The sequence below is a fragment of the Pseudomonas azotoformans genome, assembly GCF_001579805.1.
Taxonomy (GTDB): Bacteria; Pseudomonadota; Gammaproteobacteria; order Pseudomonadales; family Pseudomonadaceae; genus Aquipseudomonas; species Aquipseudomonas azotoformans_A.
Window position 1 is genome coordinate 2,543,035 of the sequence record NZ_CP014546.1, and the last position, 26,322, is coordinate 2,569,356.

23 protein-coding genes, 3 pseudogenes and 1 riboswitch are annotated in these 26,322 nt (G+C 60.8%); of the genes and pseudogenes, 15 read left to right on the forward strand and 11 right to left on the reverse strand.

What is annotated here, in order from left to right; translation table 11 throughout:
- The first annotated feature begins 2 nt into the window (after positions 1-2).
- Positions 3-1,055 carry a histidinol-phosphate transaminase gene (hisC, locus tag AYR47_RS11795; protein WP_061435338.1) on the forward strand — a complete coding sequence of 351 codons (1,053 nt, stop codon included), beginning with the start codon at positions 3-5 and terminating at the stop codon, positions 1,053-1,055.
- Positions 1,056-1,114: 59 nt separating this feature from the next.
- On the opposite strand, the gene AYR47_RS11800 is transcribed toward hisC, so the two are convergent.
- The gene (locus tag AYR47_RS11800) at positions 1,115-2,389 is read right to left on the reverse strand and encodes a uracil-xanthine permease family protein (protein ID WP_016976596.1); all 1,275 of its coding nucleotides are present in this window, start codon (positions 2,387-2,389) and stop codon (positions 1,115-1,117) included.
- 2 nt (positions 2,390-2,391) lie between these two features.
- A complete protein-coding gene (upp, locus tag AYR47_RS11805) occupies positions 2,392-3,030 on the reverse strand; it encodes a uracil phosphoribosyltransferase (protein ID WP_010213094.1) in 639 nt (212 codons plus the stop codon).
- 164 nt (positions 3,031-3,194) lie between these two features.
- On the opposite strand from upp, the gene AYR47_RS11810 reads away from it, so the two are divergent.
- The 3 genes from AYR47_RS11810 (at position 3,195) to AYR47_RS11820 (ending at position 4,660) form a co-directional block, all read left to right on the forward strand.
- Positions 3,195-3,752 (forward strand): hypoxanthine-guanine phosphoribosyltransferase, encoded by a 558-nt coding sequence (locus tag AYR47_RS11810; protein WP_038849867.1) that lies wholly within the window; start codon positions 3,195-3,197, stop codon positions 3,750-3,752.
- A gap of 60 nt (positions 3,753-3,812) precedes the next feature.
- Positions 3,813-4,298: a hypothetical protein gene (locus AYR47_RS11815; protein WP_033899591.1), complete on the forward strand. Its 486-nt coding sequence runs from the start codon at positions 3,813-3,815 to the stop codon at positions 4,296-4,298.
- A 74-nt stretch (positions 4,299-4,372) separates the two neighbouring features.
- On the forward strand, positions 4,373-4,660 hold the full coding sequence (locus AYR47_RS11820; RefSeq protein ID WP_061435339.1) for a PA4642 family protein: 288 nt from the start codon (positions 4,373-4,375) through the stop codon (positions 4,658-4,660).
- Positions 4,661-4,723: 63 nt separating this feature from the next.
- Here the strand turns inward: AYR47_RS11820 and mqo are convergent, their stop codons facing one another.
- Together mqo and AYR47_RS11830 are read right to left on the reverse strand one after the other, a co-directional pair.
- Entirely contained in the window at positions 4,724-6,232 is a 1,509-nt protein-coding gene (gene mqo / locus AYR47_RS11825) for a malate dehydrogenase (quinone) (protein WP_033899397.1), read from the reverse strand.
- Between the two features lie 718 nt (positions 6,233-6,950).
- Positions 6,951-7,184, reverse strand: coding sequence for a hypothetical protein (locus tag AYR47_RS11830; protein ID WP_033899399.1), 234 nt, complete (start codon positions 7,182-7,184; stop codon positions 6,951-6,953).
- A gap of 194 nt (positions 7,185-7,378) precedes the next feature.
- On the opposite strand from AYR47_RS11830, the gene AYR47_RS11835 reads away from it, so the two are divergent.
- Positions 7,379-7,966: a YajG family lipoprotein gene (locus AYR47_RS11835; protein WP_028618872.1), complete on the forward strand. Its 588-nt coding sequence runs from the start codon at positions 7,379-7,381 to the stop codon at positions 7,964-7,966.
- Positions 7,967-8,023: 57 nt separating this feature from the next.
- On the opposite strand, the gene AYR47_RS11840 is transcribed toward AYR47_RS11835, so the two are convergent.
- On the reverse strand, positions 8,024-8,233 hold the full coding sequence (locus AYR47_RS11840) for a hypothetical protein (RefSeq protein WP_033899405.1): 210 nt from the start codon (positions 8,231-8,233) through the stop codon (positions 8,024-8,026).
- 182 nt (positions 8,234-8,415) lie between these two features.
- Between AYR47_RS11840 and AYR47_RS11845 the strand changes: the two genes are divergently transcribed.
- On the forward strand, positions 8,416-8,673 hold the full coding sequence (locus tag AYR47_RS11845) for a hypothetical protein (protein ID WP_061435340.1): 258 nt from the start codon (positions 8,416-8,418) through the stop codon (positions 8,671-8,673).
- 3 nt (positions 8,674-8,676) lie between these two features.
- Here AYR47_RS11845 and AYR47_RS11850 read toward each other — a convergent pair whose 3' ends face one another.
- On the reverse strand, positions 8,677-9,840 hold the full coding sequence (locus AYR47_RS11850) for a 1-acyl-sn-glycerol-3-phosphate acyltransferase (protein WP_208603928.1): 1,164 nt from the start codon (positions 9,838-9,840) through the stop codon (positions 8,677-8,679).
- A gap of 132 nt (positions 9,841-9,972) precedes the next feature.
- On the opposite strand from AYR47_RS11850, the gene AYR47_RS11855 reads away from it, so the two are divergent.
- The 3 genes from AYR47_RS11855 to AYR47_RS11865 are packed head-to-tail and all read left to right on the forward strand — an operon-like array spanning position 9,973 to position 11,084.
- Positions 9,973-10,155 carry a CPXCG motif-containing cysteine-rich protein gene (locus tag AYR47_RS11855; RefSeq protein ID WP_010213079.1) on the forward strand — a complete coding sequence of 61 codons (183 nt, stop codon included), beginning with the start codon at positions 9,973-9,975 and terminating at the stop codon, positions 10,153-10,155.
- Positions 10,156-10,166: 11 nt separating this feature from the next.
- Positions 10,167-10,427 carry a putative signal transducing protein gene (locus AYR47_RS11860; protein WP_033899411.1) on the forward strand — a complete coding sequence of 87 codons (261 nt, stop codon included), beginning with the start codon at positions 10,167-10,169 and terminating at the stop codon, positions 10,425-10,427.
- A 36-nt stretch (positions 10,428-10,463) separates the two neighbouring features.
- Positions 10,464-11,084, forward strand: coding sequence for an SOS response-associated peptidase (locus AYR47_RS11865; protein ID WP_033899414.1), 621 nt, complete (start codon positions 10,464-10,466; stop codon positions 11,082-11,084).
- A 162-nt stretch (positions 11,085-11,246) separates the two neighbouring features.
- Here AYR47_RS11865 and AYR47_RS33385 read toward each other — a convergent pair.
- Together AYR47_RS33385 and AYR47_RS33390 are read right to left on the reverse strand one after the other, a co-directional pair.
- Positions 11,247-11,924: pseudogene (locus AYR47_RS33385) on the reverse strand (methyl-accepting chemotaxis protein); the annotation flags it as partial.
- A gap of 63 nt (positions 11,925-11,987) precedes the next feature.
- Positions 11,988-13,283 (reverse strand): annotated as a pseudogene (locus AYR47_RS33390) (methyl-accepting chemotaxis protein); the annotation flags it as partial.
- 178 nt (positions 13,284-13,461) lie between these two features.
- On the opposite strand from AYR47_RS33390, the pseudogene AYR47_RS11875 reads away from it, so the two are divergent.
- A pseudogene (locus AYR47_RS11875) lies at positions 13,462-14,281 on the forward strand (M48 family metallopeptidase).
- A gap of 43 nt (positions 14,282-14,324) precedes the next feature.
- On the opposite strand, the gene AYR47_RS11880 reads toward AYR47_RS11875, so the two are convergent.
- The 3 genes from AYR47_RS11880 to AYR47_RS11890 form a co-directional block, all read right to left on the reverse strand.
- A complete protein-coding gene (locus AYR47_RS11880; RefSeq protein WP_016978300.1) occupies positions 14,325-14,909 on the reverse strand; it encodes a TMEM165/GDT1 family protein in 585 nt (194 codons plus the stop codon).
- An 88-nt stretch (positions 14,910-14,997) separates the two neighbouring features.
- Positions 14,998-15,119: riboswitch (yybP-ykoY riboswitch) on the reverse strand.
- Between the two features lie 50 nt (positions 15,120-15,169).
- Entirely contained in the window at positions 15,170-16,168 is a 999-nt protein-coding gene (locus AYR47_RS11885; protein WP_033899421.1) for a class I SAM-dependent methyltransferase, read from the reverse strand.
- A gap of 30 nt (positions 16,169-16,198) precedes the next feature.
- Entirely contained in the window at positions 16,199-17,164 is a 966-nt protein-coding gene (locus tag AYR47_RS11890; RefSeq protein ID WP_061435344.1) for a 2-hydroxyacid dehydrogenase, read from the reverse strand.
- Between the two features lie 85 nt (positions 17,165-17,249).
- Between AYR47_RS11890 and AYR47_RS11895 the strand changes: the two genes are divergently transcribed.
- From AYR47_RS11895 to AYR47_RS11915, 5 genes are all read left to right on the forward strand, one after another.
- Positions 17,250-17,882: a LysE family translocator gene (locus AYR47_RS11895; RefSeq protein ID WP_033899434.1), complete on the forward strand. Its 633-nt coding sequence runs from the start codon at positions 17,250-17,252 to the stop codon at positions 17,880-17,882.
- Positions 17,883-18,013: 131 nt separating this feature from the next.
- Positions 18,014-19,696: a fatty acid--CoA ligase gene (locus AYR47_RS11900; protein WP_061435346.1), complete on the forward strand. Its 1,683-nt coding sequence runs from the start codon at positions 18,014-18,016 to the stop codon at positions 19,694-19,696.
- 331 nt (positions 19,697-20,027) lie between these two features.
- A complete protein-coding gene (locus AYR47_RS11905) occupies positions 20,028-21,926 on the forward strand; it encodes a DUF1302 domain-containing protein (RefSeq protein WP_033899437.1) in 1,899 nt (632 codons plus the stop codon).
- A 43-nt stretch (positions 21,927-21,969) separates the two neighbouring features.
- Positions 21,970-23,334, forward strand: coding sequence for a DUF1329 domain-containing protein (locus AYR47_RS11910; protein WP_033899439.1), 1,365 nt, complete (start codon positions 21,970-21,972; stop codon positions 23,332-23,334).
- Between the two features lie 186 nt (positions 23,335-23,520).
- Positions 23,521-26,250, forward strand: coding sequence for a LuxR C-terminal-related transcriptional regulator (locus AYR47_RS11915; protein ID WP_033899441.1), 2,730 nt, complete (start codon positions 23,521-23,523; stop codon positions 26,248-26,250).
- Positions 26,251-26,322: the final 72 nt, after the last annotated feature.

A 26,322-nucleotide genomic window follows, 5' to 3' on the forward strand; every position in this document is an offset into this window, starting at 1 on the left:
ACATGAGCAAATTCTGGAGCCCTTTCGTCAAGGACCTCGTGCCTTACGTGCCCGGCGAGCAACCCAAGCTGACCAAACTGGTCAAGCTCAACACCAATGAAAACCCCTACGGCCCATCGCCCAAGGCGTTGGCGGCGATGCAGGCGGAGTTGAACGACAACCTGCGCCTGTACCCGGACCCCAACAGCGACCTGCTCAAGCAGGCAGTCGCCAAGTATTACGGGATCGATGCTGGCAAGGTGTTCCTCGGCAACGGTTCCGACGAAGTCCTGGCCCATATCTTCCACGGCCTGTTCCAACACGACCTGCCGCTGCTGTTCCCGGACATCAGCTACAGCTTCTACCCGGTGTATTGCGGCCTTTATGGCATTCAATCCGACCCGGTGCCGCTGAACGAGCAGTTCCAGATTCGTGTGGCGGACTACGCCAAGCCCAACGGTGGGATCATTTTCCCCAATCCGAACGCGCCGACCGGCACCGTGCTGGCGCTGGATGCGGTCGAGCAGATCCTCAAGGCCAGCCCGGATTCGGTGGTGGTGGTTGATGAAGCCTATATCGACTTCGGCGGCGAAACCGCGATCAGCCTGGTGGACCGTTACCCGAACCTGCTGGTGACCCAGACCCTGTCCAAATCGCGCTCACTGGCCGGTTTGCGCGTGGGCCTGGCCGTGGGCCATCCGGACCTGATCGAGGCGCTGGAGCGCGTCAAGAACAGCTTCAACTCCTATCCGCTGGATCGCCTGGCGATTGTCGGTGCGGCGGCGGCGTTCGAGGACCGTGAGTATTTCGACAAGACGTGTCAGTTGGTGATCGACAGCCGCGACAAGGTGGTCGGGCAGTTGGAGGCGAAGGGCTTTGAAGTGTTGCCGTCGGCAGCGAACTTTATCTTTGCTCGTCACCCCAAGCACGACGCTGCCGGCCTGGCGGCCAAATTGCGCGAGCAAGGTGTGATCGTGCGGCACTTCAAGCAGGCGCGGATTGCGCAGTTCCTGCGGATCAGCATTGGTACGCCGGAGCAGAACCAGGCGTTGATCGATGGCCTTGGTGAGCTGTAACACCGACGCTTGAAACAAAAATGGGAGCCTGTGGGCTCCCATTTTTATTGGTTCAACCGTCAGATCAACGGCTCATCCGGCTTCTTGTTCTTCCAACCATCATTGCCCGGCAGCAGCAGGTTCAAGCCAATCGCTACCACCGCACACAGGGCGATGCCCTTGAGGCCGAAATCATCCGGGCCGGTGCCGGTGCCGACCAGCACACCGCCAATCCCGAACACCAATGTCACCGACACGATCACCAGGTTGCGCGCTTCACCCAGGTCGATCTTGTGGCGGATCAGCGTGTTCATGCCCACCGCCGCGATCGAACCGAACAGCAGGCACAGTATCCCGCCCATCACCGGCACGGGGATGCTCTGCAGCAGTGCGCCGAACTTGCCGATGAACGCCAGGCTGATGGCAAACACCGCCGCCCAGGTCATGATTTTCGGGTTGTAGTTCTTGGTCAGCATCACCGCGCCAGTCACTTCCGCGTAGGTCGTGTTAGGCGGGCCACCAAACAGGCCGGCGGCCGTGGTGGCAATACCGTCGCCCAGCAGGGTGCGATGCAGGCCGGGCTTCTTCAGGTAGTCGCGACCGGTCACGCTGCCGACCGCAATCACACCACCGATATGCTCGATTGCCGGGGCCAGGGCCACCGGGACGATGAACAGGATCGCCTGCCAGTTGAATTCCGGCGCGGTGAAGTGGGGCAGGGCGAACCATGGTGCGGCGGCGATCTTCGCCGTGTCGACCACGCCAAAGTAGAACGACATGGCAAAACCCACCAGCACGCCGGAGATGATCGGCACCAGGCGGAAAATACCTTTGCCGAACACCGCCACGATCAACGTGGTCAGCAGCGCTGGCATCGAGATCATCATTGCCGTCTGGTAGTGAATCAGCTCGGCACCATCGCCGGCTTTACCCATCGCCATATTGGCGGCGATGGGCGCCATGGCCAGGCCGATGGAAATAATCACCGGCCCGATCACCACGGGCGGCAGCAGCCGGTCAATGAAACCGGTGCCTTTGACCTTCACCGCCAGACCCAGGAAGGTATAAACGAAACCGGCCGCCATCACGCCGCCCATGGTCGCCGCGAGGCCGAATTGGCCCTTGGCGAGAATGATCGGTGTGATAAACGCAAAGCTCGACGCCAGGAATACCGGCACCTGCCGCCCTGTCACCACCTGGAACAGCAACGTGCCCAGGCCCGCGGTGAACAGTGCGACGTTTGGATCAAGACCTGTGATCAGCGGCATCAACACCAGCGCGCCAAATGCCACGAAGAGCATTTGTGCGCCAGACAGGATCTGGCGCCAAAGCGGGTCGTTGAATTCATCCTGCATGCTCACGCGTCCTTCTGCTTGGTGCCGAAGATCTTGTCACCGGCATCGCCCAGGCCTGGGATGATGTAGCCGTGTTCGTTCAGGCGCTCGTCGATGGATGCGGTGTAGATCTGCACGTCCGGGTGGGCCTTCTCGACGGCCGCAATGCCTTCGGGCGCAGCGACGAGAACCATGGCGCGGATGTCCCGGCAACCGGCTTTTTTCAGCAGGTCGATGGTGGCAACCATGGAACTGCCGGTGGCCAGCATCGGGTCGATGATCATCGCCAGGCGCTCGTTGATTTCCGGAACGAGTTTTTCCAGGTAGGTGTGGGCCTCCAGCGTCTCTTCATTGCGGGCTACGCCCACGGCGCTGACCTTGGCGCCCGGGATCAGGCTGAGGACACCTTCGAGCATGCCGATACCGGCGCGCAGGATCGGGACCACGGTGATTTTCTTACCAGCGATTTTCTCCACCTGGACGGGACCGGCCCAACCGGGGATCTCGTAGGTTTCCAGGGGCAAATCCTTGGTGGCTTCGTAAGTGAGCAACGCTCCGACTTCCTGAGCAAGCTCACGGAAGTTCTTCGTGCTAATGTCGGCGCGGCGCATAAGGCCGAGCTTGTGTCGGATCAGCGGGTGGCGGATCTCGCGAGTGGGCATGGGAAAGGCTCCGGCGGCGGGCAAAAAAACCGGCCTAGATTAATCTATCCGAGGGTGTTGTCCTATAGACATCTAGTACGTTAGTCCATTAAGGCTTGCTCGGAGCGCACGAGAAGCGTACCTTCGCCCGCTTTTCTTGCCACAGCACCCCCTTGGAGAGCGCCATGTCCGCTGATCTCGAGCATATCCGTCAAATCATGCGCGAGGCTGACTGCCTGTACACCGAAGCGCAAGTCGAAGAGGCGATCGCCAAGGTCGGCGCGCACATCACCCGCGAAATGGCCGACACCAACCCGGTGGTCTTCTGCGTGATGAACGGTGGCCTGATCTTCGCCGGCAAATTGCTGACTCACCTGCAATTCCCGCTGGAAGCCTCCTACCTGCACGCCACCCGTTATCGCAACGAAACCAGCGGCGGCGACCTGTTCTGGAAAGCCAAGCCGGAAGTTTCGTTTATCGACCGCGACGTGCTGATCATCGACGACATCCTCGATGAAGGCCACACCCTGGGCGCGATCATCGATTTCTGCAAACACGCCGGCGCGCGCAACGTGCACACCGCCGTGCTGATCGACAAGGACCACGACCGCAAAGCCCGTCCAGACCTGAAGGCCGATTACGTCGGCCTGCCGTGCATCGACCGCTATATCTTCGGTTACGGCATGGATTACAAGGGCTACTGGCGCAACGCCAACGGTATCTACGCCGTCAAAGGCATGTAAACGTGCTTGAGGTGCAGGGGCGGCATGCTAGAGTGCCTGGCCCTGCGCCTGGAGCCTTTCATGAGCCTGTTGATACGCACCTGCGCCGCCCTGGCGCTGACCCTCAGTTTGCCTCTGGCCGCCGCGCCGGCACCGATGCACAGCCAATTCCTGCCGTCGGACGATCTGGCCCTGCGTGCCGAAACGCCCGATCAGCAACAACTGCTGCAAGTCACCGAGTATGCGGTGGTAGTCGGCAACCAGCGCCAGTCCAGCCAGCAGCCGATCCCGGTGACCTCGCCGCTGATGATCCGCCTCAAGGGCAAGTCCCTGAACAAAGGCGCGTCTATCGCCCAAGTGGTGCTCAATTTCGACGCCGAAAGCAAAAGCCTGAAAAAACCGGCCTACGATGACAAGAGCAAAACCCTGACACTGTCCTACCCGGTTGCTCAATACCGCGTGATTGTCGACCTGCTACGCAATGACGCCGTGTATGTGCAGTTTCTCAGTTATGCCAACGGGCATATCTGGGCGGATCTGCACACGGGTGCTGTAAAGGCCAGGTAGCCCCGCCTACACAAGCCCGCGCCCCGCAGGTAGACTTCAAACCCCGTGTAAATGTCTGCAGGCTGGAGTCGGTAATGCGTAAAGATAAGAAACAGGTGATTGGTGACGAGATCGGCGACGATCAGATCAAGTTGTTCCTGGACTTCGAGCCGGTCGACGCGACTTCCCCGTCCCTGCACAAACTGATCAAGGCCTACCGTGGCCTGCGTATCGACGATTTCGAGCGGTTCCTGGGCTTTTTCAAGGAAGCGGGCCTGGACCTCGACGGCAAGGATGAGCATGGCGAGACCTTCGTCGACCTGATCAAGGACCAGCGCAACGCGGACGAGTACATCGAACTGATCGAAAACGCTCGCGGCTGATTATCCAAGACATAAAAAAACGCCCCGTTCTCAGGTTGAGAGCGGGGCGTTTTTCATGGTGCCTCAAGCGTAGCTTTCGGTCTCGGCGGCAGGTTCAACCAGCTCCAGGCTGATGTTGTTCTGCGCGTTGATCTTGCGATACAGCTCGGCGTCCGTCTCCAGGACCTTTTCCCGTGCCGGGAAAATTTCCTGCAGCTTGGCGGCCCATTCACCCGCCGCTTTGCCTGGAAAGCACTTCTCGATCAATTCCAGCATGATCGAAACGGTCACCGAGGCACCCGGGGACGCGCCCAGCAGTGCAGCCAGCGAGCCATCTTTGGCCGCGACCAGCTCAGTGCCGAATTGCAGCACGCCGCCTTTTTTCGGGTCTTTCTTGATGATCTGCACCCGTTGGCCGGCCACTTCCAGGCGCCAGTCTTCGGCTTTTGCCTCCGGGTAGAAACGACGCAGGGATTCCAGGCGCTGTTCCATGGACTGGCGTACCTCGCTGACTAGGTACTTGGTCAGGTCCATGTTGTCGCGGGCCACGGCGAGCATCGGGCCGATGTTGCCGGCGCGAATCGACATCGGCAGGTCGAGGAACGAGCCGTGCTTGAGGAACTTGGTGGTGAAACCGGCGTATGGCCCGAACAGCAGGGACTTCTTGCCATCCACCACGCGGGTGTCCAGGTGCGGCACGGACATCGGTGGCGAGCCCACGGCAGCCTGGCTGTAGACCTTGGCCTGGTGGTGCTTGACCACGTCCGGGTTGTCGCAACGCAGCCACTGGCCGCTGACCGGGAAGCCGCCAAAACCTTTGCTTTCTTCGATGCCCGAGGCCTGCAGCAGCGGCAGGGCCGCGCCGCCGGCGCCGAGGAACACGAACTTGGCGTCCACTTCACGGCTGTTGCCGCTGTTGACGTCCTTGATGCTCACGGTCCAGCCCGCGCCGTTGCGCTTGAGGCCGGTGACGCGCTTGCAGTACTTGACCTGGGCGTCGGGCGAGCTGGTCAAGTGGCTGAGCAGTTGGTTGGTCAGCGCGCCGAAGTTGACGTCGGTGCCGTTCATCACGCGGGTGGCCGCGATTTTTTCGTCGAGCGGGCGGCCCGGCATCATCAGCGGCATCCACTCGGCCATTTCGCTACGGTCTTCGGTGTAGTGCATGTCCGAAAACGCGTGGTGCTGGCTGAGGGATTCAAAGCGCTTCTTGAGGAAGTCCACGCCTTTTTCGCCCTGCACGAAGCTCAGGTGCGGCACCGGGCTGATAAAGGACTTGGACGAGCCAAAGGTGCCCTTTTTGGTCAGGTACGCCCAGAACTGCTTCGACACCTCGAACTGGGTGTTGATGTGCACGGCTTTCTTGATGTCGATGGAGCCATCGGCGGCCTGCGGCGTGTAGTTCAGCTCACACAGCCCGGCGTGGCCGGTCCCGGCGTTGTTCCACGGGTTGGAACTTTCCGCGGCACCCGAATCCATCAGCTCAACGACTTCCAGCTTGAGGCCGGGGTCGAGCTCTTTGAGCAGTACGGCCAGGGTGGCACTCATGATGCCGGCCCCTACCAGTACTACGTCGACTGCTTCGTTATGCGCCATTTAACGCGTCTCCAAAATCTGCAGCACCAAATTGACGGCATGGCTGCCAGGAGTGACGGGGCGGTTCACGTGTTGCCCCAGGTTACCCATGGCCAGGATCGCCATGTCCGATTCGCAATTCTTTGCATGTTCAGCGCACGCTTCCTGCCGAGCTAATCTGCCTATGAACGCATTCATGGGCGCCTGTGGCAATTCGACTTATGGTCAAAGCGTGCGATTCATGCAACCAATCCGTAGCGGACAGGCTCAAGCTCCGGTTTTTAAGGCGTGCTCGGTCCTGTGTGGTTGGGCTGTTCCAGACGCTGATGGTGCTTGTACAAACGCCAAACTATTCATTTGCTCGCCACACTCTTGTGAAGTTGTGAAAACCCGTTTTTTCACGCTCTTTTGAAGACGTGAACCTCAAAAAAGGGCTGCCCCAGCCTGGCACCTGGCCCCTAGCCGACACGCGGCAAAACGGGCAAACAACTCAAGTGGCCGAGCGCAATGGCAGCTCTGGCAGATTCGGTAAAGGCGGGTGGTTTGCAAAGAAAACAGCAAGCGCGCCAGCTTCACTCGATCTGTGTGGGCGGCTCTCTGTGGGCGATTGGGGGGTTAGTGCCGAGGCATTAACGATGCTGCGAGGCCCGATCAGGAGACGTCCTTATAATCGGGGGGAGATTGTAGCGAAGAACGCCAGGGAAATGGGCGTGTTTTATGACTTTTATTAGGCGTTCGGTCAGGCGGCCAACGGCTGATGCCGGGGCGACCGCGCAGGACGTGGGCTGACGCGGGCACGGGCCGGCAGCGGGTGGTGCATCCAGCTCAGGCGGATTTCATCGATTTCTACCCAACCGTCGCCAACAGGCGGCTGGCTGCACTCTTTGAAGGCCTGGCAACGACCTTGCACATCGAGCAGGGCGAACTGACGAAGGGCGGGCTTGCGCGTAAACAATGACCAGAGAAAATGCATGGGGATCAACCTCCTGAGATTGGGACCCAGCATGCCTGGCCGGGATGACGAGCCCATGTAACGGGTGTGACATATCGGTGACATCGAACCGCCGCCCAGCCAACCGGTCTCAGGTTGTAACTGATGCTAGTTCCCCGCAGTGGCGCCCCGCTATACTGCCGGCCTGTCGGATCCTGATTTCTGGAGAGAAGCGCATGTTGCAACGCCTGTTGTTCGGTTTGATCACTGTGACCAGTTTGACGCTGGTTGGCTGCGCCAACAGCCCGCAACAACTGACCCCTGAGCCGAAAATCACCACGCAGCTGGCCCCAGTGGGCCACGGCCAGCCGGTGTCGGTGCGGGTGGTGGATGGTCGTCCGTCGCCGACCCTCGGCTCGCGCGGTGGCCTGTACCCGGAAACCGCCCTGGTCTCGGTGAATGCCCAGGACGTGCTGCCCAAGCTGCAGGCCCAGGCTGAAGCCGCTGTGCGACTGCTGGGTTTCACCCCTAGCCCCAACGCACCGGGTGCGCCGCAGCTGACCATCACCCTGGCTGAACTGAAGTATCAGTCGCCTAAAGACGGCCTGTACGTGACCGAAGCGTCCATCGGCGCGACCTTCAAGTCCGACGTCAGCGCCGGCACCCGCCGCTACAGCGGTCGCTACGGTGCGTCGCTGAACCAGCGCTTCGGCATGTCGCCGAACCAGGAAACCAACACCAAGCTGGTCAGCGACGTCCTCAGTGATGCCCTGACCCGACTGTTCAAGGATCCAAGCATCGGTTCGTTGCTCAGCTCGCAATAAGCGATCCAGCAAAAAGCCGGGCTCAGTGATGAGCCCGGCTTTTTTTCGTCTCCAGTTTCATGCGGCGCTGTCGATACAGAAATCCAGCAGGCTCACCCCTGTGAGTAGATCGGTCTCCGGCAGGTCCGCATGCTGGTGTCCGCCGAGGGCGCAATACACCAGCCAGTGGCGGTCCTGGACGTTGAAGGCGAGGCCGCCGACCAGTGCTTCTTGCTCATCACTTTGGGCGATCAGGTACAGCCGATCCTGGTTTTGCGCGTGCAGCATGACAAGCTCCTAAGCGTCGAAGGGCAACAGAGTGGCTTGTTAAGGTGACGTTCAGGTGACGGCGTAAATTACTGGATACATTACCCGTCAATGGGGGAGGGAGCATTTACGGCGCCGGAGGCCACTATCGTTCAGGTTTGTATCTGAACCGATACCAAAACACTGTTTTACCGAGGTTTGCGATGGCGCTGCCCGCATTATTGACCAATGTTGTTGCGTTAGCAGTGGCCTGTCCGGGCGCTGCGCTGCTGTTCCTTACTCGCCTGCGCGAACAGCGCGCACTGGCCGACCTGACCGCGCAAGGTGAAGACCGTGCGATCGACCAACCGATGTTGTTTCTGGATGTGCGCACCGAACGGGCGCATCGTCTGGCTTACCGCATCGGGTTTGCCTGCCTTGGGCTGGCGCTGGCCATCTCCTGGCTCAGCACCCGTCTCTAAGCCTTACAGGGCAATCCCGGCCTTGACCCGATACTGATTGCGCACCGGCGTTGCATATTGCACCACCAGGAAGGGTCGGTGCTCGGCCGGGCATTCGCTCAAGCGTCGCTCCCACTCCGCCTTGGCCTTGGCCAGTTCGTCCGCCGGGAACACTTCGGCGGCGGTCGGCACCTGCAATTGCGGGTCGGCATCGCTCCACTGGGCGTGGGCCAGGTAATGCACCGGGAACAGGCGATAACCGCCGAGAATCTGCCGGTCCATCTCTGCGGCCAGCAGCTTGGTGTCTTCGAAGCGCTCAGTGATCGGCGGTGCAAAGTTCACGTGCACCCGACCTTTGTAGCCGGTGATGCCCAGGGCAATGCTCACGTCATCCTCGCCCGGCGCCTTGCTGTAGGTGCCGGTGGTGGCGCGGATGTACAGTTCGCGGGCCTTGGCTGAATCGCACGGGTCGTATTCGTAGCTGATGGACACTGGCGTCAGGTTCAGCGACTGGATCACCTCGGCAAACGGCTCATCCTTGCGGCTGACGTGGAACATCTTGAGGATCGCCGACTCGGTGCGATCATCCCCATCCTTGGCGCGCCCTTCGGCCTGGGCGATCCAGATCGACGCACCGTCGTTGCGGATTGAATGGTTGATGTACGCCGACAGCAGCTGATACGCCGCCATCTTCTCTTTGCGCCCGGTGATCGAGCGGTGCACGATGAAGCTCTTGTTCAGGCGCATCAGGTCGCTGACAAACGGCTTTTGCAACAGGTTGTCGCCGATGGCGATACGCGGTGTCGGCAGGCCGGCATGGTACACGGCATAGTTGACGAAGGCCGGGTCCATCACGATATCGCGATGGTTGGCCAGGAACAGGTAAGCCGTGCCGGACTTGAGCTGCTCGACGCCCGTGTAGGTCACGCCGTCGGTCGCCCGATCAATGGTGTGGTCGACGTAGTACTCGACTTTGTCCTGCAGCGTGGCCACGGTGGTGACGCCAGCGAACTCGCGGCGCAGTTTGCGGGCGATCATCGGCTTGAGCAGCCAGCCCAGGGCGCCGGCAAAGCGCGGGAAGCGGAAGTGGGTCAGGATGTCCAGAAAGGCCTTGTCACTGAACAGACGTGCCAGCACTGCCGGGACTTCGCTGTCGTTGTAAGGTCGGATGGTATCGAATTCGCCCATCATGCTCTCTTGTTAGAAACGGCTAGGGTAAGTAAAGGGAATACCAGGGGGCGGACTGAGGAATGGCCTCAGCCGAAAATAGCCCTGTCAATAGACCGGCGATTATACGCACAAGTCACCTTGGAGGCTGCGATGCTGGAAAACGCGACGTACGATTGTCCTTATTGCGGTGAAGTGGTCGAGACAACTGTGGATTTGTCCGGTGGTGACCAGACCTATATAGAAGACTGCCAGGTCTGTTGCCGGCCGATCATTTTCGATCTGCAGGTACATGGGGAAGAGTGGATGCTCGAAACCCGAAGCGAAAACGAATAACGGATACACCCATGCAGCGAATCTACGAACCGGAAAACCTGATGGAAGGCGAGTTGCTGCAACAGATGCTCGCCAGCGAAGGCATCGAGGCGCATCTGGTGGGCCGTCATTTGCTCGGCGGCACCGGCGAATTGCCTATTTTCGGCCTGCTGGGCCTGGAGGTGGACAACGACCGCGCCATGGACGCCCGCGAGCTGATTACTGCCTATATCGGCGCACAACCGCTGCCCGGTGATGAACCCGACAGCTTCCCCGATGTGCTGGTCTGTTAGGCTGTCGGTCGGTTTACCCAAGAGTCGTGTTGCCCCATGTGTGGACGTTATGCCCTGTTTCGCTGGAACCCCGCCTTTGCTGCCTTGCCGGGCTTCCCGGCCGACCAGCAGGCCCAGTGGAATATTTCCCCGAATGATTCGGTGCTGATCCAGCGCGTCACCGACGGTCAGCGCACCCTGGCCCGCGCCCGCTGGGGCCTCACGCCGCCGTGGTTGACCGATCTTTCCCGCACGCCCGCCCATGCCCGCGCCGAAACCCTGGCCGAACAACCGATGTTCCGCGAAGCATTCCGCCAGCGCCGTTGCCTGCTGCCCGCCAATGGGTTCTACGAATGGCGCGGCACCCAGCGCAAACGTCCGTACTGGCTGACGCCGGGGGAGGGCTCCACGTTGTTTTTTGCCGCGATCTGGGAAGCGTATCCGGTGCAGGAACAGGTGTGGCTGAGTACGGCGGTGGTGACCCAGGCCGCGCAGGCCCAGCGTCGCCCGCTGATTCTGGATGACGCCGGGCAGGCAGCCTGGCTCGATCCCGAGACGCCGTTGCATGTATTGCAAGGCCTGCTGGCCAGTGAACCCGTCGCGTTGCGCGAACGGGTGCTGGCCAACATGGTCAACGATCCCAAGCTCAATGGGCCGGAGTGCCTGACCCCGGCTTAGACCTTGAACTGATTGATCAGCCGGCGCTGCTGCTCCGCCAGCTTGGTCAAGTCCGCACTGGGCCGCGCTGGATTCATCTGCGCCGCCCGCCACTTCATTGGCCACCTGGCCGATATTGATCACGTTGCGGTTGATGTCCTCGGCCACCGCGCTCTGTTCCTCGGCGGCACTGGCGATCTGGGTGTTCATGTCGTTGATCACCGAGACGGCCTGGGTGATTGTCTCCAGCGCTTCGGCCGCCTTGGCTGCGTGTTGCACGCTTTCATCGGTGCGGTTCTGGCTGTCCTCCATCACCCGCACCACGTCCCGCGTGCCTTGTTGCAACTGCTGGATCATGGTCTGGATTTCTTCGGTGGCTTTTTGGGTCTTCTGCGCCAGGTTGCGCACTTCGTCGGCGACCACCGCAAATCCACGACCTTGCTCACCGGCCCGTGCTGCTTCGATGGCGGCGTTGAGCGCCAGCAGGTTGGTCTGTTCGGCAATCCCGCGAATCGCGGTGAGGATGGCGTTGATGTTCTCGCTGTCCTTGGCCAGGGTTTGCACCACGCTCACCGCTTTGCCGATTTCCTCGGCCAGCGCGCCGATGGAGGTGGAGGTATCGCGCACAATACGCATGCCTTGGCTCGCGGCCTGGTCGGCATGGCTGGCAGCTTGGGCGGCCTGGGTGGCGTTGCGCGCAACGTCTTGCGCAGTGGCGGTCATTTCATGCACAGCGGTGGCGACTTGATCGATTTCCACCATCTGCTTATGCACGCCCTGATTGGTACGGATCGCGATGTCGGCGGTGTGTTCCGAGGAATCGCTGACCTTCTGCACCGAACTCACCACCTGGGTGATCATGCCCTGCAGCTTGATCAAAAAGGTGTTGAAGCCGGTGGCAATCGCACCGAGTTCATCGGCACGGTCACTGGTCAGGCGACGTGTCAGGTCACCTTCGCCTTGGGCGATGTCATTGAGCATGGCGACCATTTGCTTGAGCGGACGGGCAATGCCGTGGCCGACCAGCCAGATCACCAACAGGCCGATACCGGCGATCAACAGACCGGCGATGGTCATGCCGAAGATGTCCGTCTTGCGCTGGGCTTCCAGGTCGCTTTGCAGCTTCTGCGAATCGGCCATCACGGCGCTGAGGGGCAGTTGCAGCATCAGCGTCCAGCGCGCGTCTGCCTGGCCGATATTGAACGGCAGGAACAGTTCGATGTGCCCGTGTTCCTTGTCGATGTCGTAGCGCACTTCACCGACTTTCAGTTGGCCGAGGTTCGCCAGTTCGTTGCTGTCGAGCAGGTCGGTGGCCTTTTCGCCGAGCTTGCTGGGGTCCTTGGTGTAGGCCACCAGGCGACCGTTGCTGGAGATCAGCGCCAGTTCACCCGCGCCGTTGTAGAGTTTTTGATCGGCACTGGTGAGCATGTCCTGGATGAAGTTCACCGACAGGTCGGCACCGACGATGCCTTGGAACGCGCCGTCGATCATGATCGGCTCGATGAACGAAGCCAGCATCACCATCGCATTGCCCACCTTATAAGGGGCGGGGTCGATGGCGCAGGCCTTTTTGTTTTCCTTGGAGCACAGGTAGTACTCACTGGCGCGTACGCCGGTGGAGAGGATGTTCTGGTCGTTGACGTCGGCAAGCTTGTCCAGGCCCAGGCTGCCATCGGCGTTGCGATACCACCACGGCAGAAAGCGGCCGTCGGCGGCCATGCCGACAATGGGGCTGTTCACATAGGCCGCGTCGTTATGATCGATCGCGTTGGGCTCCCAGCCAATGTAGGCGCCGAGGATCTTCGGGTTGCGCACCACGGTTTCATGCAGCAGGTTGATCAATTGCTCTCGGCCGACTTGCAGGGCCGGCTCGCCCTTGGCGTCTTTCATGCCGAGCAGGGCGTTGGCGGTGGCCAGGCTCTTGGCGGTCACCAGCGGTGCTTCGAGTTCGCGCTGGATCAGGGTGGCCTGGGTCTGGGCTAGGGCGGTCAGGCGTTGCTCGATGATCTGTTCAAACTGCACCTGGGTGCGATCCTGCACCATCTCTTGGGTCCGCGCTCCGGCAAACAAGGCGTACAGCACCAGCACCGCGACCACGCTCAGGACAATCGCCCCGGCCAGTGCCGCGACGGAAAATTGGATCGACTTGAATTTCATGAAGGCTCCGGGCGCAGGGGAGAGAATCCGCCTTTTTGTATCGGCCACGGGCGCGCAGGGCATTAGGGCTTGTCCTACAAAAATGTTTGGAGTGTCGCAAATGGAATGCCCGCCGCCGTTGTGGGTGCGGTGGGATGTATCTGAAAATCAGCGGTTACACGTCTGGTGTATCTGGCGTCGATACAAACGAGCGCCTACGATACGCGCCATGATTTAAGGGCGTGTTTTCAGGGAGAGGTTCATGAAGAAGTCATTGGCAGTTAGCGGCCTGGTTGCAGCGATGCTGCTGGTCGGGTGTCAGTCGGTCAACACCACCAGCGGCGGCGCCGTTGGGGTTGAGCGCAAGCAGTACATGTTCAGCATGCTGTCGAGCCAGGAAGTCGACCAGATGTATGCCCAGTCGTACCAGCAGACGTTGGGCGAAGCCAATAGCAAAGGCCAGGTGGACAAGACCAGTGCCAACGCCAAGCGCGTGCAGGCCATCGCCAACCGCTTGATCGCCCAGGCGCCGACCTTCCGTGCGGATGCCGCGCAATGGAAGTGGGAAGTGAACCTGATCAAGAGCGACGAGATGAACGCCAACTGCGGGCCCTGGCGGCAAGATCTTCGTGTACAGCGCCTTGATCGACAACCTCAAGCTCACCGATGACGAACTGGCTGCCGTGATGGGCCATGAAATCGCCCACGCCTTGCGTGAACACGGCCGTGAAGCCATGTCCAAGGCCTACGGCATCGAGATGGCCAAGCAGGGCGCCGGTGCCTTGTTCGGCCTCGGCCAGGACAGCCTGGCATTGGCCGATACCGTGGCCAACTACGGCATGACCTTGCCCAACAGCCGCAGCAATGAAAACGAAGCGGACCTGATCGGCCTGGAACTGTCGGCCCGTGCCGGCTACAACCCTAACGCTGCCATCACCTTGTGGAACAAAATGGCTAAAGCCTCGGAAGGTGCGCCGCCGGAGTTCATGAGTACCCACCCGGCTTCTGACAGCCGAATAGCCTCGTTGCAGGCGGCGATTCCGAAGGTGATGCCGCTGTACCAGCAGGCCAAAAAGTCCTGAAGGGTTGAGGGTTCCCATGCCGGGCATGGGAACCCTCATCGGTTTAGATCCAACCGCTGCTCTGCATGGCCTTGTAAACCGCCACAATCGCCAGGATGAAGAACGCCGACGCCGCCAGTCGACGAATCAGCGTCAACGGCAGTTTCTCCGCCGCAAAATTCCCCGCCAAGACCACCGGCACGTTGGCAATCAGCATGCCCAGGGTCGTCCCGATAATCACCAGCCACAACTCCGGGTACTGCGCCGCCAGCATCACCGTAGCGATTTGCGTCTTGTCACCGATTTCCGCGAGGAAGAACGCGATCAGCGTGGTCAGGAACGGACCGAATTTGCGCGTGGTACTGGCTTCGTCATCGTCGAGTTTGTCGGGCACCAGGGTCCACAAGGCTGTGGCGCAGAAGCTCGCCGCGAGGATCCAGTGCAACACCGCATCCGAGAAGAAACTGCCGAACCAGGCGCCCACGGCACCGGCGGCCGCATGGTTGGCCAGGGTCGCGGCGACGATGCCGGCGATGATCGGCCAGGGTTTGCGAAAGCGTGCGGCCAGGATGAGCGCGAGCAGTTGCGTCTTGTCGCCGATTTCGGCCAAGGCAACGATTGCGGTAGGAACGAGTAGTGAATCCAGCATCAGGTAGGTTTCCAGGGGCGGGTCGACACGGCTATGACACGTACAGCCTTCCCGCCCCGGGTAAGGTGTGCGTGTCATAGGTCTTGTCAAACCCCGGTCCGTCTGTGCGGACTCCTGGGTCGCATACGCCATGGTCTGCTGACCAAGTATGTTGACGTATGCCGGACGAGCGTGGCGCTCGTGGGAGACTACTCCCCTAGGACGGAGCGGATTCTGCCTAGGCAAAATCCATTCGGCAAGCCTTCTTTTTCAAACGCCCGTCAGCCGCGCTTGGCGCGATAGATGCGAAAACCATTGCCCTCGGCCTTGATCGCGCACACGCCCAGGTGCTCTTCGATCAACGGTTGGTACTTCAGGAAGCTGTTGGCGACCAGGCGAAGTTCGCCACCTTTTGCCAGGTGTTTCGCCGCTTTTCGCAGCAGATTCTCAGTGGCGAAATAATCGGTGTGCACACCGACATGGAACGGTGGATTGCTCAAAATCGCGTTCAAACCCATGGGTGCCGCGTCGATGCCGTCACCGGTCAGTACGTCGGCTTCCAGACCATTGGCAGCCAGGGTCAAGCGACTGCTGGCGGCGGCGAAGGCATCCACGTCGAGCATTGTCACCGTGTTGTGCGGGTAGCGACGTTTGACCGCAGCCCCCAGCACCCCCGCGCCGCAACCGAAGTCCAGCAAATGGCCGCTTGGCAGTTTGTCCAGATGTTCCAGCAGCAGTTCGGTGCCACGATCCAGGCGCCCGTGGCTGAACACGCCCGGCAAACTCACCACTTTGAGCGGGCCCTCGGCCAGCGGCACGTCGAAGACCTGCGCGAGGCTCTCCAGCTCGACCGCCTGCGGGGCGTTGGCCACGGTGATCTGCCACAGTTGGCAATGCCGTGCGCTGTCGAGCTTGCGCGGTTTGCCGAAGGGGATCAGCTGCTTGGCGGCGCTTTCGATCCCGGCTTTCTTCTCGCCGACCAAAAACACCTCGGCGCCGGGCAAACGCGAGGCCACGGCGTTGAGCAGGTAGTCGGTGAGGTCCTTGGACTTGGGCAGGAAGATCACCGCCACATCAAACGCCCGCTCCGGCACGTTCACGCCAAACTGGCTGCGCTCGGGGAAACGAGCGTCGAGTGCCGCCTGATCGCCGGCATGCCAGCACCAGCCGTGGGCGTTGGGCAGGCGACCCAGCAGGTCGTCGGCAGGCAACCCCACCAGCAGCAGGTTGCCTTGAAAAAGTTCGGCCTGACGAAGCAGTACTTCACTGCGCGGATCCATGGTCTGCTCCTTGAAAAGGGGCGCAGTTTATCAACTGACGACGCGCAGCGGGGCCCCGTTGAAAAAGCCCCGGGCGTTTTCCGCCAGTTGGCCGACGATGCGCTGGCGCGCTTCGCGACTGCCCCAGGCGTTGTGCGGGGTGACGATCAGCCGAGGGATGTCACCGGCCAACAGTGGGTTGCCATTCGCCGGCGGCTCCACGCTCAGCACATCGGTGGCCGCGCCGCCCAGATGGCCGCTGCGCAAGGCGTCCGCCAGGGCCTGCTCGTTGATCAAGCCACCACGCGCCGTATTGACCACAAACGCGCCAGGCTTGAGCAGCGCCAGTTCACGGGCGCCGATAAAGTCGCGGGTGTGTTCGTTGAGTGGGCAGTGAAGGGTGAGTGCGTCCACCTGCGCCAGCAGTTCATCCAATGGCACGCGGTCGGCACGCGCTGGCCGGCCTGGAATAGCGCCGAGCACAACACGCATGCCGAACGCTTCAGCCAGTCGCGCGACGGCGCCGCCCAATTCGCCATGACCGAGCAGGCCGAGGGTCTTGCCTTCCAGCTCTACAATCGGGTGGTCCAGCAGGCAGAACTGCTTGGCCTCTTGCCACTTGCCGGCGCTGACGTCCCGTTGATAATCCTTCAAGCGCGTCGCCAGGTTGAGCAACAGCATGATCGTGTGCTGCGCCACCGACGGCGTGCCGTAGCCCTGGCAGTTGCTCACGGTGATGCCGTGGGCGCGGGCGGCGTCGAGGTCGACGTTATTGGTGCCGGTGGCCGACACCAGGATCAGCTTGAGTTCGGGGCAAGCCGCCAGGGTTTCGGTACTGAGCGCGATCTTGTTGCTGATGACCACGTGGGCACCTTGCACGCGTTCAATCACGTTCTGCGGCGTGGTGCCGGTAAACAACTGCAACTCGCTGAAGCTGCCTCGCAGCTCGCAGAGGTCGAGGTCCCCCAGGTCCAGGGACGGGTGATCAAGGAAGACGGCGCGGCGATTGTTCGTCATCAACTGTACCTTTTGCGACAGGGTTCGAAGGCGTAATCTCTCGAGCCTATCAGATGAAATAATCAGTTACTTAATTGGAGTGAGCATGTACGCCGCCGAGTTCTTGACCGTAGCCCTGATTCACTTGTTGGCGGTGGCCAGCCCCGGCCCGGATTTCGCGGTGGTGGTGCGTGAAAGCGTGACCCACGGCCGTCGCGCCGGGACCTGGACTGCGCTGGGCGTCGGTTCGGCGATTTTCCTGCACGTGGGTTATTCGTTGCTCGGTATCGGCTTGATCGTGTCCCAGTCCATCGTGCTGTTCAACGCCCTGAAATGGGCGGCCGCCGCCTACCTGCTGTACATCGGCTTCAAGGCCCTGCGCGCGCAGCCGGCCAAACCTGCCGCCGAAGGCGATTTGCACCGCGAAGCCGGCGAGCGCACCCCGCGTGGCGCGTTTACCGCCGGTTTCGTGACCAATGGCTTGAACCCCAAGGCCACGCTGTTTTTCCTGTCATTGTTCACCGTGGTGATCAACCCCCACACCCCGCTGGCGATCCAGGCCGGTTACGGCGTGTACCTGGCGGTGGCGACGGCGCTGTGGTTCTGCCTGGTGGCCATGCTGTTCAGCCAGCAGCGCGTGCGCGCCGGGTTTGCGCGGATGGGGCACTGGTTCGACCGCACCATGGGCGCGGTGTTGATTGCGATTGGGGTCAAGCTGGCCTTCACCAGCATGAAGTGAATCGGATGATGGCTCAAAGCTAGCATTTATTGGGTTCTGCAAATCATTCCTTTGGCTGATTTGGCTGAAACATAAGCGCTCTACAGTGCAGTTCTTTCAGCCAAGACCGTGCAGTCATAAAAGGGATTCGTATGTTGCAGACCCGCGTCAATCCGCCCGCCGAAGGTGCGTACCAATACCCGCTGTTGATCAAACGCCTGTTGATGTCCGGCACCCGCTATGAAAAGACCCGGGAAATCGTCTACCGCGACAAACTGCGCTACACCTACCCCACCCTGATCGAGCGTGTTGCGCGCCTGGCCAATGTGCTGACTGAAGCGGGCGTGAAGGCCGGTGATACCGTGGCGGTGATGGACTGGGACAGCCACCGTTACCTGGAATGCATGTTCGCCATCCCGATGATTGGTGCGGTGATCCACACCATCAACGTGCGCCTGTCGCCGGAACAGATCCTCTACACCATGAACCACGCCGAGGACCGCTTTGTGCTGGTCAACAGTGAGTTCGTGGGGCTTTACCAGGCGATTGCTGGGCAGTTGACTACGGTCGACAAGACTCTGCTGCTTACCGACGGCGAGTCCAAGACCGCCGAACTGCCCAACCTGGTGGGCGAGTACGAAACCCTGCTGGCCGCCGCCAGCCCGAAGTACGACTTCCAGGACTTCGACGAACACTCCGTCGCCACCACCTTCTACACCACCGGCACCACCGGTAACCCCAAGGGCGTGTATTTCACCCACCGCCAGTTGGTGCTGCACACCATGGGCGTGGCGACCATCATGGGCAGCGTCGACAGCGTGCGGCTGCTGGGCACCAACGACGTGTACATGCCGATCACGCCGATGTTCCACGTGCATGCCTGGGGTTTGCCGTATGTGGCGACCATGCTCGGCCTGAAGCAGGTCTACCCTGGCCGCTACGACCCGGAATACCTGGTGGAGCTGTGGCGCAAGGAAAAGGTCACCTTCTCCCACTGCGTACCGACCATCCTGCAAATGGTGCTCAACGCCAAGGCGGCCCAGGACGTGGATTTCGGTGGCTGGAAAATCGTCATCGGCGGCAGTGCGCTTAACCGTTCGCTGTACGAAGCGTCCAAGGCCCGTGGCATTCAGTTGACCGCCGCCTACGGCATGTCCGAGACCGGGCCATTGGTGTCCTGCGCCCACCTCAACGAAGAACTGATGGCTGGCAGCGAGGATGAGCGCACCACTTACCGCATCAAGGCTGGCGTGCCCGGGCCGTTGGTGGAGGCGGCGATCATCGACGGTGATGGAAACTTCTTGCCCGCTGACGGCGAGTCCCAAGGTGAGCTGGTGCTGCGCGCGCCATGGCTCAGCGAAGGCTATTTCAACGAGCCGCAAAAAGGCGCCGAGCTGTGGGAAGGCGGCTGGATGCACACGGGCGACGTGGCCACGCTGGATGCCTTCGGCGTGATCGACATCCGCGACCGCATCAAGGATGTGATCAAGACCGGCGGCGAGTGGATCTCCTCCCTGGCCCTCGAAGACCTGGTCAGCCGGCACCCGGCGGTACGCGAAGTAGCGGTGGTGGGTATCGCCGATCCGCAGTGGGGCGAGCGTCCGTTTGCGTTGCTGGTGGTGCGTGATGGCCATGTGATAGGGGCCCGTGAGCTCAAGGAACACCTCAAGCCGTTCGTGGAACTGGGCCACTTGAGCAAGTGGGCGATTCCGAGCCAGATTGCCGTTGTTACGGAAATTCCCAAGACCAGTGTCGGCAAGCTCGACAAAAAACGTATCCGCATCGACATCATCGAATGGCAGGCCAATAACAGCACCTTCCTGTCCACCCTCTGACGCCCCTCGCCGTGCCCGTTCGGGCACGGCAATGCTCTATCTGGCGCCTTTACTTGTGATTTGCCGATTTTCAGCCATCCTTGCCGCGTCGGCCTTCGTCGACGTGGCGAAAGGGTCGTGGCAGACGGGTTGGTGATGCAAATCACACTTTAGAGGGATCAAGCACTACCCCCTGCTGGCTATAGTCCCTTCCAGAGTTTTTCAAGGATGTTCCGCTACGGGCCATGGGGGCTCGGCTGCCGAGCGGCATTGGAATCGTTGTATTCCGGCCGTTACATGCATCACAGAAAGAACTCACTGCCATAACAATAATGCACATGGAGTAGCGTCGATGACCTCAGTAAACCAGTTCTGGCGCCGGGCAAGACTGCCCCTGGCCGTCAGTCTCGCTTCTACGCTCGCCGGGCCCGCATTCGGCGTCAGTTTCAACATTGGTGAAATCGAAGGGAGTTTTGACTCGTCGCTTTCCGTGGGGGCCAGTTGGTCGACAGCGAAGGCCAACCGCGATCTGATCGGTGTCAACAACGGTGGCAGGGGTTTGTCCCAGACTTCCGATGACGGCCACTTGAACTTCAAGCGTGGGGAGACCTTCTCGAAGATCTTCAAGGGCATCCATGATCTGGAACTGAAGTACGGCGATACCGGTGTGTTTGTGCGAGGTAAGTATTGGTATGACTTTGAACTCAAGGACGAAAGCCGCGAGTTCAAGGATATCAGCGACAAAGGCCGCCAGCAGGGCGCTCGCTCGTCTGGCGGGCAGATACTCGACGCATTCATTTATCACAACTACTCAATCGCCGATGAGCCAGGGTCTGTGCGGTTTGGCAAGCAAGTTGTGAGCTGGGGTGAAAGCACCTTCATTGGTGGCGGCATCAACTCGGTCAACCCGATTGACGTTTCGGCGTTCCGACGCCCAGGGGCTGAAATCAAGGAAGGCCTGATTCCAGTCAACATGTTCTACGTGTCACAAACGCTGACCGATAATCTATCGGCAGAAGCGTTTTACCAATTGGATTGGCAGCAGACGGTGACGGATAACTGCGGGACGTTCTTCTCGCAGCCAGATGTGGTCTCCAAAGGCTGTGATGACAATCTGCGCCTGCTTGCCAAGCGCTCGACCATCGCTGGACAACCAGGTGGCCCGGGGGCATTGGCAGCGTTCAACGCTCTGGGGATTGATACCAACGAAGAGGGCACACTGGTTCGTCGCACCAAAGATCGCGAGGCGCGCGACGGCGGCCAATTCGGCGTGGCCATGCACTACAACTTCGAGCCGCTGGACACTGAATTCGGCGCCTACTTCATGAACTACCACAGCCGTGCACCGATTTTCAGCGCGACGGCGGCTCCGGCATCCGCCTATGCAAGGGCGCCGACCTTTGGCGCTCTGGCCCCGGTATTTATTGCGGGTAACTCCAAGTATTTCGTTGAATACCCGGAAGATATCCGCCTGTACGGTCTGAGCTTTTCGACCACGCTGCCTACTGGCACCGCCTGGAGTGGCGAGATCAGCTATCGTCCTAACGCGCCTGTGCAACTGAACACCACGGACATCCTGTATGCCGGCGTCCGGGACCTGCCTGCTGCGTTTGGCTTGAGCAATGCCTCTTTGCTCAAAGGCAGTCCTGGCCAGGACTTGAACGGCTACCGTCGTAAAGAAATCACTCAGTTCCAGACCACCTTGACGCACTTCTTCGATCAAGTGATGGGCGCCAGTCGCTTAACCTTGGTGGGTGAGTTGGGAGTCACCCATGTCGGTGGCCTCGAAAGTAAATCGGATGTCCGTTATGGTCGAGACCCAGTCTTTGGTCCTGGTGCATTGCCTGCGACAGGCGCGCGTAATACCTGCTCACAGATTCTCAACCCATCGACTATCGGCGGCGCAGGGCCCGGTACCGATGCGAGCAATATGTCCAAGTACTGCGACAACGATGGTTTCACCACAGCCACCTCTTGGGGCTACCGTGGTCGTGCAATCTGGGAATACCCGGACGTCTTCGCGGGTGTGAACCTCAAGCCTAACGTTGCGTGGTCTCACGACGTAAAAGGCTATTCGCCAGGCCCTGGCGGTAACTTCGAAGAAGGTCGCAAGGCGGTCAGCCTGGGCCTGGATGCCGAGTATCAGAACACCTACACCGCCAGCCTGGCCTACACCAACTTCTTTGGTGGCAAGTTCAGTACGGTGGATGACCGCGACTTCGTCGCGTTGAGCTTCGGCGCCAACTTCTAAGCACACTCTTTTTAGATGCATGTATTTTCAGGAAGACCAGAACATGAAAATAACCAAAAGTCTGTTGCACGTGGGTGTGCTTGGGCTGTCGATCCTGGCGAGCAACGTCATGGCGGCAGTGTCGGCGGATGAAGCCGCCAAGCTGGGCACGACCCTGACGCCGATGGGCGCTGAAATGGCCGGTAACGCGGCGGGCACCATTCCTAAATGGTCACCGCTGCCCACCAACGCCGGCGCTGTCGACGCCCGTGGATTCCTGGCCAACCCCTACGCCAGTGAACAACCGCAATTCACCATCACGGCGGCGAACGTCGAGCAGTACAAAGACAAGCTGGCGCCGGGGCAGTACGCGATGTTCAAGCGCTACCCGGAAACCTTCAAGATGCCGGTCTACCCGACTCATCGCGGCGCCACGGTGCCAGCGGATGTGTTTGCCTCCATCAAGAAGAACGCCACCAACACCAACCTGGTGTCTGGCGGCAACGGCCTGGAAAACTTCGAAACCGCCGTGCCGTTCCCGATCCCGAAAAGCGGTGTCGAGGTGATCTGGAACCACATCACTCGCTATCGCGGCGGCAGCGTAACCCGTTTGGTAACCCAGGCTACGCCGCAAACCAACGGTTCCTACAGCCTGGTGTATTTCCGTGACCAGTTTGTGTTCCGCGACAAGATGAAGGACTACGACCCGAAAAATCCGGGCAACGTGCTGTTCTACTTCAAGCAGCAAGTGACCGCGCCGGCCCGTCTGGCCGGTGGTGTACTGTTGGTGCACGAAACCCTGGACCAGGTGAAGGAACCGCGGTCGGCCTGGGTCTACAACGCCGGCCAGCGCCGTGTGCGCCGGGCGCCGCAAGTGTCCTATGACGGGCCAGGCACCGCAGCCGACGGCCTGCGTACCTCCGACAACCTCGACATGTACAACGGTGCGCCGGATCGCTACGACTGGAAGCTGGACGGCAAGAAAGAAATCTACATCGCCTCCAACAGCTACAAGATCGATGATCCGAAGCTCAAGTACGCCGACATCATCAAGGCCGGCCACATCAACCAGGACCTGACCCGCTACGAGTTGCGTCGCGTCTGGCACGTGGTCGCCACTTTGAAAGAAGGCCAGCGCCACATCTACGCCAAGCGTGACTTCTTCATCGACGAAGACACCTGGCAAGCCGCCGTGATCGACCACTACGACGGTCGTGGCCAACTGTGGCGCGTGGCGGAAGCCCATGCCGAGAACTACTACGACAAGCAAGTGCCGTGGTACGCCCTGGAAACCCTCTACGACCTGCAGTCCGGCCGTTACCTGGCGCTGGGCATGAAGAACGAAGAGAAGCAGGCGTATGACTTTGGCTTCACCGCCACCACCAGTGACTTCACCCCGGCGGCCCTGCGCCAGGATGGAGTTCGCTAACGTGCGTTAACCGAGGCCGCATCCTCGCAAAGAAGCCCCGACCGGTTCGGGGCTTTTTTGTACGCGTATTTTTTTGTCGCAGTTCTTTTTCAGTCATTTGTAGCAAAGATCTACAAACCGGCGGCTTTTACCGCTAGTCTGCGGACATCTGCAATGCCGACAACAGCCTTCTACAAGAGCCCGGCGATGACTGATCTGTCCCGAATCCAAGGGCCTGCCAGTGCGGTAATCCCGACCCTGGAAGGTCGCTTCTACAGGCCCCCCCTGCCTGACGGCTACGTGCTGCGCCCGCGCCTGTGCGAACGCCTGAGCGCCGGGCTGGAAGGGCGACTGTTACTGGTCAGTGCACCGGCTGGTTTCGGCAAGAGTTCATTGGCGGTGGAGTTCTGCCAGGGCTTGCCGGCCCATTGGCAAAGCCTGTGGCTGGGCCTCAGTCCACGAGACAACGACCCTGGGCGTTTCCTCGAACGCCTGCTCGACGGCTTGCAGCAATTCTTCCCGCAACTCGGCGCCCAATCCCTGGGCCTGCTGAAAATGCGTCAGCGTCATCAACCCTTTGCCTTTGAAGAATGGCTCGATGGCCTGCTCGACGAGCTGGCGGTGCAGCTGTCCACCCTGGCGCCGTTATTACTGGTGCTGGATGATTACCATCTGGCCCAGGGGCCGGTGCTCGACCGTTGCCTGCAGTTTTTCCTCAATCATTTGCCTGATGGCCTGGTGGTATTGGTCACTAGCCGTCAGCGGCCGGACTGGCATCTGGCGCGGCTGCGGTTGTCGCGTCACCTACTGGAACTGCACGAACAGGATCTGCGCCTGACGCACGAGGAATCACTGGCCGTGCTGGATCGTCACAGCAGTTCCTTGCGCGGCGAAGCTCTCGACAACCTGATCCGCCGCAGCGAAGGCTGGGTCGCCGGCCTGCGTTTCTGGCTACTGGCCGCCTCCGAGGCTGGCAGCGACGGCGCCTTGCCGCAGAGTCTGCACGGCGGCGAAGGGCTGATCCGCGATTACCTGCTGGAAGAAGTCATCGACTGCCTGCCGACCGAAGTGCAGGCGTTTTTGTACGACACCGCCCCTCAGGACCGTTTTTGCAGCGAACTCTGCGACGCGGTGCGTGAGGCCCACGACAGCGCCGAAATCCTGCGTTACCTCCAGGCGCACCAAGTGTTCCTGGTGCCGCTGGACGACCAGGGCCATTGGTACCGTTATCACCATCTTTTTTCGGATTTGCTGCGCACGCGGCGCGCCAGCAGCAACGTGCTGCCGGCGGCCAGCCTGCACCTGCGCGCGTGTCGCTGGTTCAATGCCCAAGGTTTGATCGACGAGGCGGTGGAGCAGGCGTTGCGCGCCGGTCACCTGGATGTGGCTGCGAATCTGGTACAAAACCTTTCCGAAGAACAACTGTTGGCCGAGCAGAACGTGGGCATGTTGCTGCGCTGGAAAATGGACTTGCCTGACAGCCTATTGATCAGCACGCCGCGCTTGATCGTGCTCTACAGCTGGGCCTTGGGCCTGGCCTGCCAACTGGATGCGGCGGAGGAACTGTCCAGTTACCTCAGTCGCTTCCTGCCGGCGCCGTCGGCCACTGCGCAAAAGTCGATGTTGGCCCAGTGGCTGGCATTGAGCGGGATCATCGCCCGTGGCCGTGGCGATCGCGAACTGACCCAGCGCTATTGCAGCGAAGCGCTGGAAAGCTTGCCGCAACGGCGTTACGGCCAGCGGTTGATGTGCTTGTCGACCCTGTCCAACCTGGCCATTGTCGATGCCGACCTGTGGCGTGCACGGGGTTTGAATCGTGAATCCCTGGAACTGGCGCAGCGCGTCGGCAACCCCTTGTTCGAAGCCCTGGCCCATTACGACCGCGCGCGGGTGTTGCAGGCGCGCGGCGAGATCCTGCGTTCCCTGGATGAAGTGCGCCAGGGCCTGCAACGCCTGCACGGCCTGGCGCCGCAGCGCTTGTACGCGGTGCGTGCACGGTTATCGCTTTACGAGGGTTTTTTGTTGCTGGTGCGGCTCCAGCCCGAAGCGGGTCTTGCCCGTTTGCGTGCCGGTCTTGCTGAAGCCCGCGCGTGTCGCGATATCAGTGTGTTGATCGGCCATTGTGTGATTGCCAATTTCGAGGGGCGCCGTGGCGACTTCGCCAAAGCCTTCGCCGAACTGGCCGAGGCCGAACGCCTGATGCATATCTGGGACGTGCCGCCGATCTACTACCTGGCAATGATCACCTTGATCAAGTGCGAGCTGTGGCTGGCCCAAGGCCGTACCGACCTGGCCGACGCCTGGTTGACGCGCCTGGGGCAAACCTACAATGGCGAACACGCCGCCGCGGCGCCGGAGTTCCACCCACACCTGCCGCAGCACATCGGGCTGCAACAGGCTGCGTTGGACGCGACTCGCCACCAACCTGCTGCAGCGTTGCAGCGCCTTGAAGAACTGGCGCAACAGGCGCACAACAGCGGGCGTCAGATGATCGCGCTGATGGCCCTGACCCAACAGGTGCAACTGCTGCTGGAAGACGGCCAGGAGGCCAAGGCGCGTCCGGTGTTTGCCCAGGCCCTTGAGGCCGGCATGGGTGGCGCGTTGCAACCCTTCCAGCGTTTGCTGGAGACTCATCCAGACTGGATGCGTGAGCAGCTTGCCAAAGATCCCCATGGGCTGCTGAACCAGAGTCTGCTGGCGTTGTTGCCGTCGGTCGTGGTGGTGGAGGCCGTTTCAACCCATGAGACGTTGAGCGCGCGGGAGCTGGCGGTGCTGCAATTGATTGCTCAGGGGTGTTCCAACCAAGAGATCAGCAACCGGTTGTTTATCTCCCTGCACACGGTCAAGACACACGCGAGCCACATCAACAGCAAGCTGGGTGTGGAGCGGCGTACCCAGGCGGTGGCTAGGGCTCAAGAGCTGAGGTTGATCGGCTAGGAGGGGCCCAGTCTGTTTTAATGGTGCAATTATTCTGGCGATACCTGCCCGGAATCGACATTTCACTTGCAC

What these genes read in the sequence shown, in the direction of transcription:
- hisC (WP_061435338.1), top strand. Translation starts at nt 3, where the DNA reads ATGAGCAAATTCTGGAGCCCTTTCGTCAAGGACCTCGTGCCTTACGTG.
- AYR47_RS11800 (WP_016976596.1), bottom strand. Translation starts at nt 2,389, where the DNA reads ATGCAGGATGAATTCAACGACCCGCTTTGGCGCCAGATCCTGTCTGGC.
- upp (WP_010213094.1), bottom strand. Translation starts at nt 3,030, where the DNA reads ATGCCCACTCGCGAGATCCGCCACCCGCTGATCCGACACAAGCTCGGC.
- AYR47_RS11810 (WP_038849867.1), top strand. Translation starts at nt 3,195, where the DNA reads ATGTCCGCTGATCTCGAGCATATCCGTCAAATCATGCGCGAGGCTGAC.
- AYR47_RS11815 (WP_033899591.1), top strand. Translation starts at nt 3,813, where the DNA reads ATGAGCCTGTTGATACGCACCTGCGCCGCCCTGGCGCTGACCCTCAGT.
- AYR47_RS11820 (WP_061435339.1), top strand. Translation starts at nt 4,373, where the DNA reads ATGCGTAAAGATAAGAAACAGGTGATTGGTGACGAGATCGGCGACGAT.
- mqo (WP_033899397.1), bottom strand. Translation starts at nt 6,232, where the DNA reads ATGGCGCATAACGAAGCAGTCGACGTAGTACTGGTAGGGGCCGGCATC.
- AYR47_RS11830 (WP_033899399.1), bottom strand. Translation starts at nt 7,184, where the DNA reads ATGCATTTTCTCTGGTCATTGTTTACGCGCAAGCCCGCCCTTCGTCAG.
- AYR47_RS11835 (WP_028618872.1), top strand. Translation starts at nt 7,379, where the DNA reads ATGTTGCAACGCCTGTTGTTCGGTTTGATCACTGTGACCAGTTTGACG.
- AYR47_RS11840 (WP_033899405.1), bottom strand. Translation starts at nt 8,233, where the DNA reads ATGCTGCACGCGCAAAACCAGGATCGGCTGTACCTGATCGCCCAAAGT.
- AYR47_RS11845 (WP_061435340.1), top strand. Translation starts at nt 8,416, where the DNA reads ATGGCGCTGCCCGCATTATTGACCAATGTTGTTGCGTTAGCAGTGGCC.
- AYR47_RS11850 (WP_208603928.1), bottom strand. Translation starts at nt 9,840, where the DNA reads ATGGGCGAATTCGATACCATCCGACCTTACAACGACAGCGAAGTCCCG.
- AYR47_RS11855 (WP_010213079.1), top strand. Translation starts at nt 9,973, where the DNA reads ATGCTGGAAAACGCGACGTACGATTGTCCTTATTGCGGTGAAGTGGTC.
- AYR47_RS11860 (WP_033899411.1), top strand. Translation starts at nt 10,167, where the DNA reads ATGCAGCGAATCTACGAACCGGAAAACCTGATGGAAGGCGAGTTGCTG.
- AYR47_RS11865 (WP_033899414.1), top strand. Translation starts at nt 10,464, where the DNA reads ATGTGTGGACGTTATGCCCTGTTTCGCTGGAACCCCGCCTTTGCTGCC.
- AYR47_RS11880 (WP_016978300.1), bottom strand. Translation starts at nt 14,909, where the DNA reads ATGCTGGATTCACTACTCGTTCCTACCGCAATCGTTGCCTTGGCCGAA.
- AYR47_RS11885 (WP_033899421.1), bottom strand. Translation starts at nt 16,168, where the DNA reads ATGGATCCGCGCAGTGAAGTACTGCTTCGTCAGGCCGAACTTTTTCAA.
- AYR47_RS11890 (WP_061435344.1), bottom strand. Translation starts at nt 17,164, where the DNA reads ATGACGAACAATCGCCGCGCCGTCTTCCTTGATCACCCGTCCCTGGAC.
- AYR47_RS11895 (WP_033899434.1), top strand. Translation starts at nt 17,250, where the DNA reads ATGTACGCCGCCGAGTTCTTGACCGTAGCCCTGATTCACTTGTTGGCG.
- AYR47_RS11900 (WP_061435346.1), top strand. Translation starts at nt 18,014, where the DNA reads ATGTTGCAGACCCGCGTCAATCCGCCCGCCGAAGGTGCGTACCAATAC.
- AYR47_RS11905 (WP_033899437.1), top strand. Translation starts at nt 20,028, where the DNA reads ATGACCTCAGTAAACCAGTTCTGGCGCCGGGCAAGACTGCCCCTGGCC.
- AYR47_RS11910 (WP_033899439.1), top strand. Translation starts at nt 21,970, where the DNA reads ATGAAAATAACCAAAAGTCTGTTGCACGTGGGTGTGCTTGGGCTGTCG.
- AYR47_RS11915 (WP_033899441.1), top strand. Translation starts at nt 23,521, where the DNA reads ATGACTGATCTGTCCCGAATCCAAGGGCCTGCCAGTGCGGTAATCCCG.